Genomic DNA, 17,084 nt, shown 5'->3' with positions numbered 1-17,084 from the left:
AATTAACCCCGGCCCAGACGCATTTCGCGCTCGGCTTCTGTTAAAGACGCGAGGAAAGAATCGCGTTCGAAAACACGCGTCATGTAGCCTTTCAGCTCTTTCGAGCCTGCGCCGCTGAGTTCAATACCCAGAATCGGCAGACGCCATAACAACGGTGCCAGGTAGCAATCGACCAGGCTGAATTCATCGCTCAGGAAGTACGGCTTCTGACCGAACACCGGCGCAATCTGCATCAGTTCTTCACGCAGTTGACGGCGGGCGTTATCAGCCTGCGCACCGCTGCTGGCCATAATCACTTCCATCAGCGAGTACCAGTCTTTCTCAATGCGATGCATGTAAAGACGGCTTTCACCACGCGCAACCGGGTAAACCGGCATCAGCGGCGGATGAGGGAAACGCTCATCCAGGTATTCCATGATAATGCGTGATTCCCACAGAGTGAGTTCACGATCGACAAGAGTCGGTACGCTTTGATTCGGGTTGAGGTCAATCAGATCCTGAGGAGGATTATCCTTTTCCACGTGCTCAATTTCGAAGCTGACACCTTTTTCTGCCAGCACGATACGGACCTGATGGCTATAGATGTCAACAGGACCAGAAAACAGCGTCATTACCGAACGTTTGTTGGCAGCGACAGCCATGAAAACCTCCAGGTATATTCAGTATTTTTACTGCTACCAGTCGTAATTTGACCGGCCAGATGTTGGTAAGCCACCCACGCACACAATCACTCTCGTTTAAAAATCAAACAAAAAATGAACAATCCCAGGCATTTGGGCAGAAAATTGGATGATAGTTTACCAGATTTTGCGGGCTTTGTGGTGAGGGGATTCTGGAAATGCTGAAAAAGAAGAGATAATCAACTCATTGCTGTGGATAACGTGATTTTTATCCATAAAAAAACCCGGTATAAACCGGGTTTTTCGCCAATCGTTCTGCTTTCGCAGAAAGCAATTAACGTTTGGAGTACTGCGGACGACGACGTGCTTTACGCAGGCCGACCTTCTTACGTTCAACCTGACGAGCGTCACGAGTGACAAAGCCAGCTTTACGCAGTTCAGAACGCAGGGACTCGTCGTATTCCATCAGAGCGCGGGTGATACCGTGACGGATCGCACCAGCCTGACCAGAGATACCACCACCTTTAACAGTGATGTACAGATCCAGTTTCTCAACCATGTCGACCAGTTCCAGAGGCTGACGAACTACCATACGGGCAGTTTCACGACCAAAGTACTGTTCCAGAGAACGCTGGTTAATTACGATTTTACCGTTGCCCGGTTTGATGAACACGCGAGCGGCGGAGCTTTTGCGGCGACCAGTGCCGTAGTATTGATTTTCAGCCATTGCCTATAATCCCGATTAGATGTCAAGAACTTGCGGTTGCTGTGCCGCGTGGTTGTGCTCGTTGCCAGCGTAAACTTTCAGTTTACGGTACATAGCACGACCCAGCGGGCCTTTTGGCAGCATGCCTTTAACCGCGATTTCAATCACACGCTCAGGACGGCGGGCAATCATCTCTTCAAAGGTCGCTTCTTTGATACCACCGATGTGGCCGGTGTGGTGGTAGTACATTTTGTCTTCGCGCTTGTTGCCGGTTACAGCAACTTTTTCTGCGTTCAGAACGATGATGTAGTCACCAGTATCAACGTGCGGAGTGTATTCCGCTTTATGCTTACCGCGCAGGCGACGAGCCAGTTCAGTAGCCAGACGGCCCAGAGTTTTACCTGTCGCGTCAACAACATACCAGTCGCGTTGTACGGTTTCTGGTTTAGCTGTAAAAGTTTTCATTAAAAGCTTACCCAAATAAATAAGTTACACGTTGGTGAACACCCAAACGTTTAGTCAGTTGAGGTTCACACGACATTGTCCAGCAAACCTACCCCTTCGAATAGCCTATGCCGGCGCAGAGAAAGTTTTGGGAAAAAAACCTTCTTGTAACGTGGGGTCGCAGGATTATAGAGAAGTCGAGGTCAAAGATCGACCCCTATTTGTGATTTGCGCCGGGTTTTTCAGTGTTTGGTGATGTGCGGCCTGATGCCGTTGCCCAGGCCCCTCTCCCGTGGGAGAGGGTGGCATTTATGGCATATGCTGACGCTTGAGGTACTCCTCGCTCTGCATCTCCTGCAGACGTGACAGGCAGCGCTGAAATTCGAACTTGAGCCGCTCACCCTGGTAAATCTCATACAGCGGAACCGCCGCACTCACCACCAGCTTCACGTGCCGTTCGTAGAATTCATCCACCAGCGCGATAAAACGCCGCGCCTCGCTCTCCATTAATGGTGTCATTATCGGCACATCAAACAGCATTACGGTGTGATACAGGCGTGAGAGCGCAATATAGTCGTGCTGGCTGCGGGCATCGACACACAGCGTAGCGAACGATACCGCCAGCGTCTGGTTTTCCACGCCCAGCGTCGCCAGGGGACGGTGATTAACCTCCAACGTCGGGGACTGCGTGCGTTTCGCCCCGGCCAGCGCCAGCCAGAGCTTATCCATCTGCTGCTGGGTCTCTTCATTTAATGGCGAGAGCCACAGGTGGGCCTGGGTCAACGTACGCAGGCGATAGTCCACACCCGCATCGACATTCATGATGTCGCAGTACTGTTTGATGGCATCAATAGCGGGTAAAAAGCGCGCCCGTTGCAAACCGTTACGATAAAGTTCGTCCGGCGGAATGTTCGAGGTGGCGACCAGCGTAATCCCTCTGGCAAAGAGTGCTTTCATCAGCCCACCGAGCAGCATGGCGTCGGTGATGTCAGAAACGAAGAATTCATCAAAGCACAGCACATCGGTTTCCGCTTTAAAGCGGTCGGCAACAATCTCCAGCGGGTCGCTATGCCCCTGTAATTGCGTCAATTCTTCATGTACGCGCAGCATAAAACGGTGGAAGTGCAGACGCTGTTTCCGCTCACCGGGCAGGCTTTGATAAAAGAGGTCCATCAGCCAGGTTTTGCCTCGCCCTACACCACCCCACATATAAAGGCCGCGCACAGGCGTCAGCGCTATCGACTCACGCTTGCCCAATAATTTGCCAAATTTCGCCATCAACCCACCGCTTTGCGGGGCGGATTGTTCTTTGGTCACAATTTGTTGGTAAATTCGATCCAGCCGGCTAACGGCTTCTTTTTGCACATCATCTGGCTGATGGCTACCCTCGTTGAGGGCACTGAGGTAACGCGATGTCGGGGTAAGGCTCTGCATGGTGTTATCGTTATTCCTTGAAAATCGATCCTGCCCACAGGGTTGGCGAAAAAAAGGTCGTTCTACCCTACGCGATGCCGCGTCGGGATTCCACTTCTGCGCGAATAGCGGTTATAGTGGCATAATCAGGCGCAGGCAAGGAGCTTGCAGCCATTACCCTACGGAACCATAAGACAATGGGAGAAGTACATGACCTGGGAATACGCGCTAATTGGGTTAGTAGTTGGTATCATTATTGGTGCCGTGGCCATGCGTTTTGGAAACCGGAAATTACGCCAGCAACAGGCTATGCAGTACGAGCTGGAAAAAAATAAAGCAGAACTGGAAGAGTACCGCGAAGAGCTGGTTAATCACTTCGCTCGCAGCGCAGAACTTCTCGACAATATGGCGCATGATTGCCGCCAGCTTTATCAGCACATGGCCAAAAGCTCCACCAGCTTATTGCCGGAAATGTCTGCCGAAGACAACCCATTCCGCAACCGTCTGGCGGAGTCCGAAGCGGGCAACGATCAGGCTCCGGTGCAAATTCCTCGTGACTATTCCGAAGGCGCATCCGGCTTACTGCGCGGCAACGCAAACCGCAAATAACCACTTTATTACCGCATTTTTAACGGGCGCACAGGTTGCGCCCGTCCTGTCTTTATAATCACAGCTATTATTTAGTCATTAACCGCATTGTTACTCGGTTGAAATTTCAATAACATCAAACTGTTTTGCATCGTTTTCCCTTTCACTTTAGGTTGCGAGAGCCAGCGTCAATGAAGAAACAAACCCAGCTGTTGAGTGCGTTAGCGTTAAGTGTCGGGTTATCTCTCTCGGCACCCCTCCAGACGATGGCCGCTATGCCATCGCAGGTTCCAGGCCAGGGTGCGCTTCCCAGCCTCGCGCCGGTACTGGAGAAAGTGTTGCCTGCCGTTGTAAGCGTGCAGGTGGAAGGTACGGCGGTACAAGGACAGAAAGTCCCTGATGAACTGAAAAAATATTTCGGCGACGAGTTGCCCGATCAGCAACAGCAGCAGGCTCAGCCTTTTGAGGGATTGGGTTCCGGGGTCATTATCGATGCGGCAAAAGGTTATGTGCTGACGAACAACCATGTCATCAACCAGGCGCAAAAAATCAATGTCCAGCTCAACGATGGTCGTGAGTTCGAGGCCAAACTAATTGGCGGCGACGACCAAAGCGACATTGCGCTGCTGCAATTGCAAAACCCCAGCAACCTAACGCAAATCGCCATCGCTGATTCCGATAAACTGCGGGTTGGTGATTTTGTTGTCGCCGTGGGTAACCCGTTCGGACTGGGGCAAACGGCGACATCCGGTATTGTCTCTGCGCTGGGTCGCAGCGGGCTGAATCTCGAAGGGCTGGAAAACTTTATCCAGACCGATGCCTCAATTAACCGCGGCAACTCCGGCGGCGCGCTATTGAACCTGAACGGCGAGCTTATCGGCATCAACACCGCGATCCTCGCACCGAGCGGCGGCAGCGTGGGCATCGGCTTCGCCATCCCCAGTAACATGGCGCAGACGCTTTCCCGCCAGCTGATTCAATTCGGTGAAATTAAACGCGGCCTGCTGGGCATTAAAGGCACAGAGATGAGCGCCGACATCGCCAAAGCCTTTAACCTGAATGTGCAGCGCGGCGCCTTTGTCAGCGAAGTGCTGCCGAACTCCGGTTCGGCAAAAGCAGGCATCAAATCGGGTGACGTGATTGTCAGCCTCAACGACAAGCCGCTGAACAGCTTTGCCGAGCTGCGTTCACGCATTGCAACGACCGAACCGGGCGCAAAAGTGAAGTTAGGCATTCTGCGCGACGGCAAACCGCAGGATGTTGAAGTTACACTGGATAAGAGTACCTCGTCTTCCGCCAGCGCGGAACTGATCTCCCCGGCACTGCAGGGCGCATCGCTGAGCGATGGTCAACTCAAGGACGGTACGAAAGGTATCAATATCGAGAACGTCGAGAAAGGCAGCGCCGCGGCTCAGGCGGGCCTGCACAAAGATGACGTGATCATTGGCATTAACCGCACGCCAGTACAATCTATCGCTGAACTGCGCAAAGTCCTGGAAACCAAACCGTCGGTGATGGCTCTGCAAATCATGCGCGGTAACGAAACCATTTATTTACTGCTGCGCTAAGCAAATGCGATCCCGGACATCACCGCTGCATGTGATGTCCGGGTAACTCGTGCTATGCTGCTGCGACTCTCTCATGACGACGCCCGCATCATGTTTTTGAAGATCTTTCGCTCGATTGCAATTGGTTTAATGGTTGGTGGCATTATCATCGCCGCTATGCCCTCGCTACGTCAGCATAACCCGCTGACCTCGCAGCAATTCGACAGCACCGATGAAACGCCCGCCAGCTACAACTCGGCGGTACGTCGCGCCGCGCCAGCGGTCGTCTACGTCTACAACCGCGGTATGAACACCTCATCCCACAATCGCCTGGAAATCCGTACATTAGGTTCCGGTGTGATCATGGACCAGCGTGGCTATATCGTTACCAACAAGCACGTCATCAATGATGCGGACCAGATTATCGTCGCCTTGCAGGATGGGCGCGTCTTTGAAGCACTTCTGGTCGGATCCGATTCACTCACGGACCTCGCGGTACTGAAAATTAACGCCACAGGCGGCCTGCCGGTGATTCCGATCAATGCGCGTCGCGTCCCGCACATCGGCGACGTGGTGCTGGCCATTGGCAACCCGTATAACCTGGGGCAGACCATCACCCAGGGGATCATCAGCGCCACCGGGCGAATTGGCCTGAACCCGACCGGGCGACAGAATTTCCTGCAAACGGACGCCTCCATCAACCACGGCAACTCCGGCGGCGCACTGGTGAACTCGCTGGGTGAGCTGATGGGGATCAACACCCTGTCGTTTGACAAGAGCAACGATGGCGAGACACCGGAAGGTATCGGCTTTGCAATTCCCTTCCAGCTCGCGACGAAAATCATGGATAAGCTGATTCGCGATGGACGAGTGATCCGCGGTTATATCGGTATCGGCGGGCGAGAAATCGCGCCAATGCATGCCCAGGGTGGCGCTATCGATCAGATTCAGGGGATTGTGGTTAATGAAGTCTCACCAGATGGTCCAGCCGCCCAGGCAGGTATTCAGGTGAATGATGTGATTGTTAGCGTGAACGGTAAACCGGCGGTCTCCGCGCTGGAAACCATGGACCAGGTTGCAGAAATTCGTCCAGGATCGGTCATTCCAGTCGAAGTGATGCGTGATGAAAAGAAACTCAAGCTGCAGGTCACGATACAGGAATACCCGGCAACCAACTAAGTGCGATAAAAACCGGAGCTCAATGAACTCCGGTTTTTTTGCACGTCCCTGGCGGCAAACGGCATTCCAGGCGGCGGCGAAAATTACTTATTGACGAAATCCTCGCCGAGCTGAATATCTTTTCTCAGGGTATCCAGCATCCCTTCCAGCGCCTGTTGTTCGAAAGCGCTTAATTTGCCAATCGCCTGGCGTTCTTCGATACCATTTTTACCTAACAGCAGCGGCTGAGAGAAGAAGCGGGCATACAGGCCATCACCTTCAATATAGGCACATTCTACAACGCCTTTTTCGCCCTGCAGCGCACGCACCAGTGACAGACCAAAACGCGCGGCCGCCTGGCCCATGGAGAGGGTTGCAGACCCGCCACCCGCCTTCGCTTCGACCACCTCAGTACCCGCGTTCTGAATCCGTTTGGTCAGATCGGCAATTTCCTGTTCAGAGAAGCTGACACCCGGAATTTGCGATAACAGCGGCAGAATGGTCACGCCTGAATGACCACCGACTACCGGCACTTCAACATCACCCGGCAGCTTGCCTTTCAGCTCAGCGACAAAGGTATTGGAGCGAATGATATCCAGCGTCGTCACGCCAAACAGTTTGTTCTTGTCATACACACCGGCTTTTTTCAGCACTTCTGCCGCAATCGCCACCGTGGTGTTAACCGGGTTAGTGATCACGCCAATACAGGCTTTAGGGCAGGTTTTTGCAATTTGCGTGACCAGGTTTTTCACAATGCCGGCATTCACATTGAACAGATCGGAGCGATCCATACCCGGCTTACGCGCCACGCCGGCGGAAATCAGTACCACGTCCGCACCGTGCAGCGCAGGCGTCGCATCTTCTCCGGAAAAACCTTTTATTTTCACAGCAGTAGGAATATGACTGAGGTCAACGGCAACCCCAGGGGTTACGGGAGCAATATCGTAAAGCGAGAGTTCTGAACCTGAAGGCAGTTGAGTTTTAAGTAGTAGAGCTAACGCCTGGCCGATGCCGCCAGCTGCGCCGAGGACTGCAACTTTCATCATAAACTCCTTATTATGGTTAGCTAAATATTTTGTTACTCCATTGCGGCGACCTTAATTCACCCTGATAATTATGGCAACGAGCCAGCCAAAATTCTGCGGCGTGGCGCGCTTTTAAAATATTATAATGGGCTTTACCGCTGTAAGACCGGCAAACTAAGCAACTAACACTGAGAGTTTACAATATAGCTCTGATATCCATCTAAACAATATCATTCTAGTAACATTTATTTTACTTTTGCTTGAATTTGCGACACATGGCACAGTGGGTTCATATCACGCATTTTGATAGATTTTGCGCGACCCATAACAATATTTGAGTTATTTCCACAGTAGATTATTTGCATAAAAATTCATCCATGTGCATAATAATGTAGTTTTCACGGCCTTAATACGGGTGACTTATGCGAAGCTCGGCAAAACAAGAAGAATTAGTTAAAGCGTTTAAAGCGCTACTTAAAGAAGAGAAATTTAGTTCTCAGGGAGAGATTGTCCTGGCGTTGCAAGAGCAAGGCTTTGACAATATCAATCAGTCCAAAGTCTCCCGTATGCTGACTAAATTCGGTGCGGTGCGTACGCGCAACGCCAAAATGGAGATGGTTTACTGTCTGCCCGTCGAACTGGGCGTTCCGACCACCTCCAGCCCGCTCAAAAACCTGGTGCTTGATATTGACTACAACGACGCGGTCGTGGTTATTCATACCAGCCCTGGCGCGGCGCAGTTGATTGCACGTTTGCTGGACTCACTGGGCAAAGCGGAAGGTATTCTGGGCACCATTGCCGGTGACGATACCATTTTCACTACCCCGGCGAACGGTTTTACGGTCAAAGAGCTTTACGAAGCTATCCTCGTTCTGTTCGAACAAGAGCTTTAACCTCTCTTTTCCCCCGGCACAGCGTCGGGGAAATCCCTTCTGATAGTCCTTTTTCTCTCTTTCCTGCGCTTACTTTTAACACAATGTGCGAATTTCTGTCTCATTTCATTCACGCAATGAATGTTTCCGCACGAAAAATCAAAGAACATCATTCCTTTGATTTATATATATAAAAAATAATCACCGCTTCAAAATCAGCCGTTTTTTATGCCTTTTTGGCTATAAAAAAAGGTTTCTTTACCACTTACTTACAATGGAAATAATTAGCCCGGTATTAATTTTACACGTTATTAGTGTATACTTGATTTTGTGATGAGGGTCACGAAACAAGTCCCTCAGGAATTGAGATTCGACGAGGTAAGCATCATGAAAATCAAATCAACTGTAGCAACACTTAGCATTCTTTCTGTTCTGTCATTTGGCGCTTTCGCAGCGAGCTCTATCGACGCTGGCCAGGCGCAAAGTCGTGAATCATTAGGTACCGTTTCCGTTGGAGGCATCGCGTCCTCACCAATGGACATGCGTGCAGAACTGAACAAAAAAGCGGATGAACAAGGTGCATCTTCCTATCGCATCATTGAAGCACGTACCGGTGATAACTGGCACGCCACTGCTGAACTGTACAAATAAGTTATCCGACAACCCTATGTAATCATCACTTAACGGCACCAGGCATAAAAATAGCGGTTTAAACCTTCTCGCCGTTGAGTATTGAGGAGAAAGACAATGAAACGTAACGTAATCATCGCAGCCCTTGGTTTAGCTTCACTGATCTCTTTTGGCGCCAGCGCAGCCACCCAACTGTCCGACAGCCAAACGCAAAACATGCAGTCCATGGGCAGCGTATCCGTCTCCCAGACCGCAAGTTCACCAATGAGCATCCGTGAAGAACTGTCTGCCAAAGCTGACGCAGCAGGTGCGAAAGCCTACCACGTGACCGAACTCCAGGAAGGCGACACCTGGCATGCAACGGCGGAACTCTACAAATAAACCCTCGTCGTCTAGTCCGACGACTTGCCCCCGCCTGTCGGGGGCTTTTTTTACGCGCTGCGTTAATGCACGTTAAAACGCAGCTGCCCTTGCAGCTCTTCCTCTGCTTCATCAAATAGCAGGATCAATGCGCCGAAACGCCGCCGCCGTCTTTCGCTCAGATGAATGAATTCAATTTCGACCGGCAACGGCAATGTTTCCGTCACCACCTTCCACAATGAATCCAGATCGGTGACTTTTTCTCGATCGAGAGCAAACCGGCGGGAAAATTCGCGATAGAAGGTACTTTGATTGTCTATCTCAGCAAAATCGAAGGTATAGATATTCATTGTCCGTCATCCAGCCCAATAGGGCGACTTACGCCGCCCGGCAGAGTTATAATCCCCCAAGATGCAGGGTTTTGACTTCCAGAAACTCATCCAACCCCAGCACCGATCCCTCACGCCCGAGCCCGGACTCTTTTACGCCGCCGAATGGCCCCAGCTCCGTGGATACCGCACACTCGTTGATACCAATCATTCCACTTTCAATCGCCTGGGATACGCGAAATACCCGGGACAAGTTTTGCGTGTAGAAATAGGCCGCCAGCCCAAACGGGGTAGCATTCGCACGCTGAATAACCTCATCTTCGGTGGAAAAGCGAAAACAGGCAGCGACCGGGCCAAAGGTCTCTTCGTTTGCCAGCTTCATTCCATCGCTGCAATCCCCCAGTACGGTGGGTTGCCAGAAATTTCCCCCCAGCGTATGCGCTTTACCGCCCGCCAGAACCTTCGCGCCTTTTGTGACGGCATCCTCTACGTGCTCGCGGACTTTATCTACCGCAGAAGACTCGATCAGCGGCCCGACGATAACCCCCTCCTCCATCCCGTTACCGACCTTAAGGGCGCTGACCGCTGCGGACAGTTTTTGGGTGAAATCGTCATACACGAATTCGTGAATATAGAAGCGGTTAACGCTGACGCACACCTGCCCGGCGTTACGAAACTTGTTAGCAACCGCGCCTTTCACGGCGGCATCGATATCGGCATCGTCAAAAACGATATAAGGCGCATTGCCGCCTAATTCCATCGACACCTTTTTCATAGTTTCCGCCGCGTTACGCACCAGCGTTTTGCCCACGGCAGTGGAACCGGTAAAGGAGATTTTACGTACCTCGTGACTCGCCATGATCGCATCGCTGATTTGCGGCGTATTCCCGGCAACCGCATTGAGCACACCGTCCGGCACACCAGCCTTTTTCGCCAGCGCCAGTAGCGCAAAGGCACTGAGCGGGGTGTTATTGGCGGGTTTAATGACCCCCGTACACCCTGCGGCTAACGCCGGTCCCAGCTTACGGGTCAGCATCGCCATCGGGAAATTCCACGGGGTAATGGCCGCCACCACACCAATCGGTTCACGGGTGGCAAAAATACGCGAGCCGGGTTTAATCGGCGGGATGATTTCACCGTTGGCACGCTTCGCCTGTTCGGCAAACCATTGAATAAAGCTGGCGGCATAATCCACTTCACCCTCGGCCTCTTTTAACGGCTTGCCCTGCTCAGTGGTCATCAACTTTCCCAGCCACCTTTTGTTTTCAATGATTAATTCGTACCAGCGGTAAAGGATGGTGGAACGTTCTTTCGCGGTTTTCGCACGCCAGGCGGGGAAGGCTTTGGTGGCGGCAGCAATGGAGGCTTCGGTCTCTTTTTTCCCAGCTTTCGCCACTTTTGCGATAACCTCGCCCGTCGCCGGATTCAGTACGTCAAATGTCGTGTCCAGCGATTTCCAGACGCCATCAACCAGATACCCGGTCTGAAAAAGTTCGCTGTCCTGCAATGCCTGCGTTGTCATTTGTCCTCCTGATCTGTGATTTACAAAATCTCCCGTAAAGTATAGCCATAAAAAAACCGACGCTTCTGGCGTCGGTTTCGGGTCTAGCTGCTGGTTAGCGCATGCTGATATTTGTGTAGCATCCCGGTGAGTCGTTTTACCGGTTCGGTGACCTGAGGTGGAGCATCCCAACTGCGTAATTTCTCCTGATAGACCTCCAGCTCCTCCAGCAACTGCGAGAAATAGTGCCGTCGTTTGCTGTCCGAACTGGCGGAGATCACGCTATCTGCCGTGCGACGAAGCTGCCGATGGAACGCAGAGAGATCGTCATTCACCGGCACAGGCGCGTCGCGTAAGCGCTGGTGAGCGATAATCAGTGTCAACGCCAGGCGAAACTTCGCTACATCACCCGGGAACTTGTTCAACAGTAAAAACAGCTGCTGATAGAGCGCAGGCAAATGGTTCTCTTTGCGTCGTGCGCTGTTCGTTGTCATCGCCGAGACGGCCGCGGAGACAAACTGGTTGAGCAGCATACGCCCGGTCCGCGCCTGCGAGTTATCCCGCACCAGCAAAATGACAATCAGCGCCAGTCCACAACCGATAATCTGCCCAAGCGCGTTATCGAGAAACTGGCTGAATTTAAAGGTCATCGGGTTATCGAGCACAATAATGTTGATGGTACTTGCCAGTGCCCCCAGTGAACCCAGCCGCCGTTTCTGCACTTCGATACCGACAAAGAATGCCAGCACCGCCAGGCTGATACAGAGCAACAGCATGCTTTGCTGCGTCGACGGAATGATAAACAGAAAATAGAGCGCGCCCAACGGGAGTGCGATCAGCGTGCCGACCAGGAAATCGATGGCCATCATTTTTGGGTTCGGCAGACGCATTGCCAGCGATGTCACCACGGCGATCATCACCATGGTTCCACTGCCGGAGGTCCAGCCGCTCCACAGCCAGAACAGAGTACCCAGCAGGCAAGACAACGTGGTACGCCAGAAGTTGATCATCGCATGATGGCGTTCAGCCGATGTCGGTTTGATAACCACTTCGCCGCGCAGGACTTCATCTTCTGTTGCACTGATTTTGGTGTTACTCACCACGCCGCGTTTGAGCAGTAAATAACGCGTGGCCGCGCCGACCCAGCTGTAGATAGTGACTGGCGTATCGCGCTCGCCGGTCCAGGCAATCACCCGACGCATCCGCTTCATTTGTCTGTGCACATCCTGGACATTTTCTACCGGGGCATCGAACAGTTCGCGGAACGTGTCGGTAATCAGCTCAGGCCGCGTATTCTGAATCAGATAGGTTTCACAGGCCTGGGTAATCAGCGTCAGCGACAAGGTATTGATCGCGGTCAGACGGCGGTTAGCGCGCCCCCAGCGGGAAGACTCAATTTTCAGATTGCTGCGCATCCCGTCGAGTGCCGCCGTACGGCGAACCAACGTTCCCCAGGCTTTGTCCACAGCTTCCGGGTCGCCGTGTTTGATACACATCTGCATGAGCTGGTATTGGGCCACCAGCAGGCTATCCAGCTCGCGGTCGATCTCACGTTTGATCGAACGGGGAGAAAACAGCAAATCCGCGACAATCGCACTCACAATCCCGATGACAATTTCACTGCAACGCTCAACGGTGAACTGAGGGGCCAGCACCGGATCGCTTTGAATCGTCACGACAATAATCAGTGCCGTATAGCCCGCCAGCCCCCAGGCGTAAGAGTTCTCCACCCGAACGAGTGACGAAATCCAGGTACAAAACCCTGCCCAGATACAACATACCGTCAGCATCAGGAACGGGGCGCGGATCATAGCGATGATTATGGTCAGACCGGCGATACAGCCAATAAAGGTCCCGACGATACGCAGCATGCCGCGATAGCGAATCGCGCCGGACCAGGGTTCACCCCCGGCGGCAAATGCAGGCCCCGCCGCGACAATCGCCGCCGTCAGCACCGCCCAGCGCGGTGTTTCCAGCTGGAAATGAAAGCCGACGAACAGAGCCAGCACGATAGCGCACGCCAGTTTGAGCGCGAAGCGAACGTGGTAGCTGGCGATGGAAAACATACCCATAGCGATTAACCAAACTCACGCAGGCGATGAGCCAGTTTGCGGAAGAAGGAGTCGTGGCTCTCATCGCGATCGGTTTGCCCGGTCACCACGACCGTCGCCGTTGTGCCTGCTGGACAGAGGTTCCCCTGCTGCTCATCCAGATGAATACGTACCGGCACGCGCTGCGCCAGACGCACCCACTCAAGGTTCGAATCAATGGTCGCCATGCCTTTGCTGTCATTGCTGCTGCTGGCGTTGGTCACTCCTGCGGCGATGCTCTCTACCGTGCCTTTCAGCACGCGATTGCTGCCCAACGGCGTAATCTCAGCGCGGAAACCCGGATGTACACCTTCAAGCTTGGTCTCTTCCATATAAGCCTGGACATAGAAGGAGTTCTGCTTAACCAGCGCAACGGCGGTAGAACCACGGGTAATGAACTCTCCGGCATAGACATTCAGGTTGGTCATCCAACCGTCCGCCGGGGCGCGAATCACGGTACGTTCCAGATCCAGTTTTGCCAAGTCACGCGTGGCCTGCGCTTTTGCCAGCTGATGCAATACTGTTTGCAGAACGTTGTTAGCCTGGTCAATTTCTTCGCGGGACATCGCCTGCACGCCAAGCTGGTTACGACGACCGGCCTCACGGCGCTTTTCACTTTCCAGCGCCTGGTAGTAAGCGACATCCGCTTCGGCCTCTTCCAGCGCTTTCTGATAACGCGGCTGATCGATAGTGAACAGCACCTGGTCTTTTTTAACCAGTTGGTTATCGTGGACGCTGACTTCGGTAATTAATCCGGCGACGTCAGGCGCGATAGCGACCACGTCAGCGCTGAAACGCGCATCACGGGTCCAGGGAGATTCGGTGTAGTACACCCATGCGCGGAAGATGGCGATAAAGGCCAGGATAACCAGTGCCAGGGTGATGACGGTACGCAAGAGATTTCTTGTTAGTGTTTTCACTTCTACCTCAAACAAACAGACGCGACAGCAGGTAAAACAAGCAGCAGTAGAGCGCAGTGTTGAACAACGCCGGATGCCAGACGAAATCGTAGATCCCGGTTGGGATCAGCATGCGGCGCACCAGCCAGAAGATCGCCAGTGACAAAAGCAATTCGAAAAAAATCGGTGGGAACGACAGACCGAACACCACGATAACGGGAAACAGACTCATGTTGACCTTGATTAGAGAGAGTGCAGGCGACAGTATTTCTTATACGCACCGCAGCGGAGCAGGAAGCAAGCAAGGCGAGATCGGCACGTTAATTATTCAGCGAATAGTATATTAACGTAACTGTTATGCTGTTATCTATATTATGTGATCTAAATCACTTTTAAGCCAGAGTGAATAATGGAACGACTAAAACGCATGTCCGTATTCGCCAAAGTGGTGGAACAAGGCTCGTTTACTGCCGCAGCACGGCAGTTGCAAATGAGCGTGTCATCCATCAGTCAGACGGTGGCGAAACTGGAAGATGAGCTACAGGTTAAGCTGCTAAACCGCAGTACGCGTAGCCTTGGGCTGACCGAAGCCGGGAAAATTTATTATCAGGGCTGCCGACGCATGCTGCATGAAGTGCAGGATGTGCACGAGCAACTTTACGCCTTTAACAACACCCCCATCGGTACGCTACGCATTGGGTGTTCTTCAACCATGGCGCACAATGTTCTGGCGCAGATGACCGCCGAAATGCTCAAAGAGTATCCCGGGTTGTCGGTCAATCTGGTGACGGGCATTCCCGCGCCGGACCTGATTGCCGATGGTCTGGATGTCGTCATCCGCGTCGGCGCGCTGCAGGATTCCAGCCTGTTTTCACGCCGTCTGGGAGCAATGCCAATGGTGGTCTGCGCGGCCAAAAGCTATCTGGCCCATTACGGCATTCCGGAAAAACCCACAGACCTGGTGAATCATTCATGGCTGGAATATAGCGTCCGGCCGGATAATGAATTTGAGCTGATAGCGCCAGAGGGGATTTCCACCCGCCTGATCCCGCAGGGCCGCTTCGTCACCAATGATCCGATGACCATGACGCGCTGGCTTACCGCCGGTGCCGGGATCGCCTATGTGCCATTGATGTGGGCGATCAATGAGATCAATAACGGGACGCTGGAGATCTTGTTTAGCCTCTATCAGTCCGATCCACGTCCGGTCTGGGCGCTGTATACGGAAAAGGACAAGCTGCCGCTAAAAGTACAGGTGTGTATTAACTATCTGACGGATTATTTTATTGAGGTGGCGAAGCTGTATCAGGGCGTACAGGGGCGAAGATTGTAGAAGACATTCCCGGATGGCGACGTTTCACCACCCGGGAATAAAGCAGACTTACGCGGTACCGCCGACGGTCAGATTGTCCACTTTCAGCGTCGGCTGACCAACGCCCACCGGCAGACTCTGGCCTTCTTTACCGCAGACGCCGACACCGTTATCCAGTTTCAGGTCATTACCCACCATGGAAATCTGCTGCATGGCTTCAATGCCGGAGCCAATCAGGGTTGCCCCTTTCACCGGCTTCGTTACCTTCCCTTTCTCAATCAGGTAAGCCTCTGAGGTGGAGAACACGAATTTACCGGAAGTGATATCCACCTGGCCGCCGCCAAAGTTCGGCGCATAAATGCCAAACTCGACGGATTCGATAATTTCCTGCGGCGTCGATTTCCCGGCCAGCATGTAGGTGTTGGTCATGCGCGGCATCGGCAGATGCGCATAAGATTCGCGACGACCGTTGCCGGTTGGCGCCACACCCATCAGACGGGCATTCAACTTGTCCTGCATGTAGCCTTTCAGCACACCGTTTTCAATCAGCACATTGTACTGACCCGGCGTACCTTCATCGTCGATGGAGACAGAGCCACGGCGATCGGCGATGGTGCCGTCATCCACCACGGTACAAAGTTCTGATGCCACCAGCTCGCCCATATGGCCGCTGAACACGGACGTGCCGCGACGGTTAAAGTCGCCTTCCAGCCCGTGCCCAACTGCTTCGTGCAGCAGTACGCCCGGCCAGCCTGCGCCCAGCACCACCGGCAGTGTACCAGCAGGTGCCGCCACGGCGGAAAGATTCACCAGCGCCATACGCACCGCTTCTTTTGCCCAGGCGTCGGCGCGAACATCGCCGTCGACATCTTTCAGGAACCAGTCATAGCCAAAACGACCACCGCCGCCGCTGGAACCGCGCTCGCGTTTGCCGTCGTCTTCTACCTGCACACTCACGGAGAGGCGTACCAGCGGGCGAACATCCGCTGCCAGCGTACCGTCCGTCGCGGCAACCAGAATTAATTCATACACGCCCGTCAGGCTGGCAGACACTTCCTGCACACGCTTGTCCGCCGCGCGGGCCACTTTGTCGACGCGACGCAGGATATCCAGCTTCTCTTCGCGGCTCATGCTTTGCAGCGGATCGATACTGGCATACAGCCCCTGATGCTCAACGGCACCCAGCGTCTGCACACGCCCATCGCCTGACTCGCGCACGATGGTACGAGCCGCCTGCGCGCTCTGCTCCAGCGCCAGCAGGCTAATTTGGTCGGCGTAGGCAAAACCGGTTTTCTCACCGCTTACCGCACGCACACCCACGCCCTGGTCGATATTGTACGACCCGTCCTTGATGATGCTGTCCTCTAACACCCAGGATTCGTGATAGCTCGACTGAAAATAGAGGTCACCGTAGTCGAGTCGGCGCTCGGTCAGTTGACCAAGGATGGAAAACAGATCCTGATGACTCAGGCCATTTGCTGCCAGCAATTGTTCACTTACCAGGTTCAGACTCATCGTTTGCTACTCGTCGTTGCCGCCACATCGGGCAATAAAAAAAGTGTGATATAAGGAGCTTGAGGCAATTCGCCG

The 17,084-nt window shown here is 53.2% G+C and carries 18 protein-coding genes; 7 read left to right on the top strand and 11 right to left on the bottom strand.

Annotation, left to right across the window (positions count from 1 at the left end):
• Positions 1-2 precede the first annotated feature (2 nt).
• The 4 genes from sspA to zapE all read right to left on the bottom strand — a co-directional run bounded on the left by sspA (position 3) and on the right by zapE (position 3,204).
• Entirely contained in the window at positions 3-641 is a 639-nt protein-coding gene (gene sspA, locus ACSZPU_RS00585; protein ID WP_498994435.1) for a stringent starvation protein SspA, read from the bottom strand.
• A 313-nt stretch (positions 642-954) separates the two neighbouring features.
• Entirely contained in the window at positions 955-1,347 is a 393-nt protein-coding gene (rpsI, locus tag ACSZPU_RS00580; RefSeq protein WP_002437466.1) for a 30S ribosomal protein S9, read from the bottom strand.
• A gap of 15 nt (positions 1,348-1,362) precedes the next feature.
• Positions 1,363-1,791, bottom strand: coding sequence for a 50S ribosomal protein L13 (gene rplM / locus ACSZPU_RS00575; protein ID WP_013364512.1), 429 nt, complete (start codon positions 1,789-1,791; stop codon positions 1,363-1,365).
• 288 nt (positions 1,792-2,079) lie between these two features.
• Positions 2,080-3,204, bottom strand: a complete 1,125-nt coding sequence (zapE, locus tag ACSZPU_RS00570; RefSeq protein WP_498994432.1) for a cell division protein ZapE — start codon at positions 3,202-3,204, stop codon at positions 2,080-2,082.
• Positions 3,205-3,393: 189 nt separating this feature from the next.
• On the opposite strand from zapE, the gene zapG reads away from it, so the two are divergent.
• The 3 genes from zapG to degS all read left to right on the top strand — a co-directional run bounded on the left by zapG (position 3,394) and on the right by degS (position 6,497).
• Entirely contained in the window at positions 3,394-3,792 is a 399-nt protein-coding gene (gene zapG / locus ACSZPU_RS00565) for a Z-ring associated protein ZapG (protein WP_498994431.1), read from the top strand.
• 170 nt (positions 3,793-3,962) lie between these two features.
• Positions 3,963-5,339, top strand: a complete 1,377-nt coding sequence (gene degQ / locus ACSZPU_RS00560; protein ID WP_498994429.1) for a serine endoprotease DegQ — start codon at positions 3,963-3,965, stop codon at positions 5,337-5,339.
• A gap of 90 nt (positions 5,340-5,429) precedes the next feature.
• A complete protein-coding gene (degS, locus tag ACSZPU_RS00555) occupies positions 5,430-6,497 on the top strand; it encodes an outer membrane-stress sensor serine endopeptidase DegS (RefSeq protein ID WP_498994509.1) in 1,068 nt (355 codons plus the stop codon).
• Between the two features lie 83 nt (positions 6,498-6,580).
• Here degS and mdh read toward each other — a convergent pair whose 3' ends face one another.
• Positions 6,581-7,519: a malate dehydrogenase gene (gene mdh / locus ACSZPU_RS00550; RefSeq protein ID WP_498994507.1), complete on the bottom strand. Its 939-nt coding sequence runs from the start codon at positions 7,517-7,519 to the stop codon at positions 6,581-6,583.
• A 404-nt stretch (positions 7,520-7,923) separates the two neighbouring features.
• Between mdh and argR the strand changes: the two genes are divergently transcribed.
• The 3 genes from argR (at position 7,924) to yhcN (ACSZPU_RS00535) (ending at position 9,384) form a co-directional block, all read left to right on the top strand.
• On the top strand, positions 7,924-8,394 hold the full coding sequence (gene argR, locus ACSZPU_RS00545) for a transcriptional regulator ArgR (protein WP_498994427.1): 471 nt from the start codon (positions 7,924-7,926) through the stop codon (positions 8,392-8,394).
• A gap of 366 nt (positions 8,395-8,760) precedes the next feature.
• Positions 8,761-9,024: a peroxide/acid stress response protein YhcN gene (gene yhcN / locus ACSZPU_RS00540; RefSeq protein WP_498994425.1), complete on the top strand. Its 264-nt coding sequence runs from the start codon at positions 8,761-8,763 to the stop codon at positions 9,022-9,024.
• 96 nt (positions 9,025-9,120) lie between these two features.
• Positions 9,121-9,384 (top strand): peroxide/acid stress response protein YhcN, encoded by a 264-nt coding sequence (gene yhcN / locus ACSZPU_RS00535; RefSeq protein WP_498994423.1) that lies wholly within the window; start codon positions 9,121-9,123, stop codon positions 9,382-9,384.
• Between the two features lie 62 nt (positions 9,385-9,446).
• Here the strand turns inward: yhcN (ACSZPU_RS00535) and ACSZPU_RS00530 are convergent, their stop codons facing one another.
• The 5 genes from ACSZPU_RS00530 to aaeX all read right to left on the bottom strand — a co-directional run bounded on the left by ACSZPU_RS00530 (position 9,447) and on the right by aaeX (position 14,414).
• Complete coding sequence (locus ACSZPU_RS00530) at positions 9,447-9,713, bottom strand: barstar family protein (protein ID WP_498994421.1); 267 nt, start codon at positions 9,711-9,713, stop codon at positions 9,447-9,449.
• A gap of 46 nt (positions 9,714-9,759) precedes the next feature.
• Positions 9,760-11,214 carry an NAD-dependent succinate-semialdehyde dehydrogenase gene (locus ACSZPU_RS00525; protein WP_498994419.1) on the bottom strand — a complete coding sequence of 485 codons (1,455 nt, stop codon included), beginning with the start codon at positions 11,212-11,214 and terminating at the stop codon, positions 9,760-9,762.
• Between the two features lie 83 nt (positions 11,215-11,297).
• Positions 11,298-13,265: a p-hydroxybenzoic acid efflux pump subunit AaeB gene (gene aaeB / locus ACSZPU_RS00520; protein WP_498994418.1), complete on the bottom strand. Its 1,968-nt coding sequence runs from the start codon at positions 13,263-13,265 to the stop codon at positions 11,298-11,300.
• A gap of 5 nt (positions 13,266-13,270) precedes the next feature.
• Complete coding sequence (gene aaeA / locus ACSZPU_RS00515; RefSeq protein WP_498994417.1) at positions 13,271-14,203, bottom strand: p-hydroxybenzoic acid efflux pump subunit AaeA; 933 nt, start codon at positions 14,201-14,203, stop codon at positions 13,271-13,273.
• A 7-nt stretch (positions 14,204-14,210) separates the two neighbouring features.
• Positions 14,211-14,414 (bottom strand): p-hydroxybenzoic acid efflux pump operon protein AaeX, encoded by a 204-nt coding sequence (aaeX, locus tag ACSZPU_RS00510; protein WP_039077415.1) that lies wholly within the window; start codon positions 14,412-14,414, stop codon positions 14,211-14,213.
• A 177-nt stretch (positions 14,415-14,591) separates the two neighbouring features.
• On the opposite strand from aaeX, the gene aaeR reads away from it, so the two are divergent.
• The gene (gene aaeR / locus ACSZPU_RS00505) at positions 14,592-15,515 is read left to right on the top strand and encodes an HTH-type transcriptional activator AaeR (RefSeq protein WP_498994414.1); all 924 of its coding nucleotides are present in this window, start codon (positions 14,592-14,594) and stop codon (positions 15,513-15,515) included.
• Between the two features lie 48 nt (positions 15,516-15,563).
• Here the strand turns inward: aaeR and tldD are convergent, their stop codons facing one another.
• A complete protein-coding gene (gene tldD, locus ACSZPU_RS00500) occupies positions 15,564-17,009 on the bottom strand; it encodes a metalloprotease TldD (RefSeq protein WP_498994413.1) in 1,446 nt (481 codons plus the stop codon).
• Positions 17,010-17,084: the final 75 nt, after the last annotated feature.

Source organism: Phytobacter sp. V69 (assembly GCF_965644215.1).
Taxonomy (GTDB): Bacteria; Pseudomonadota; Gammaproteobacteria; order Enterobacterales; family Enterobacteriaceae; genus Phytobacter.
This window is presented reverse-complemented; position numbering and strand designations above follow the sequence as displayed.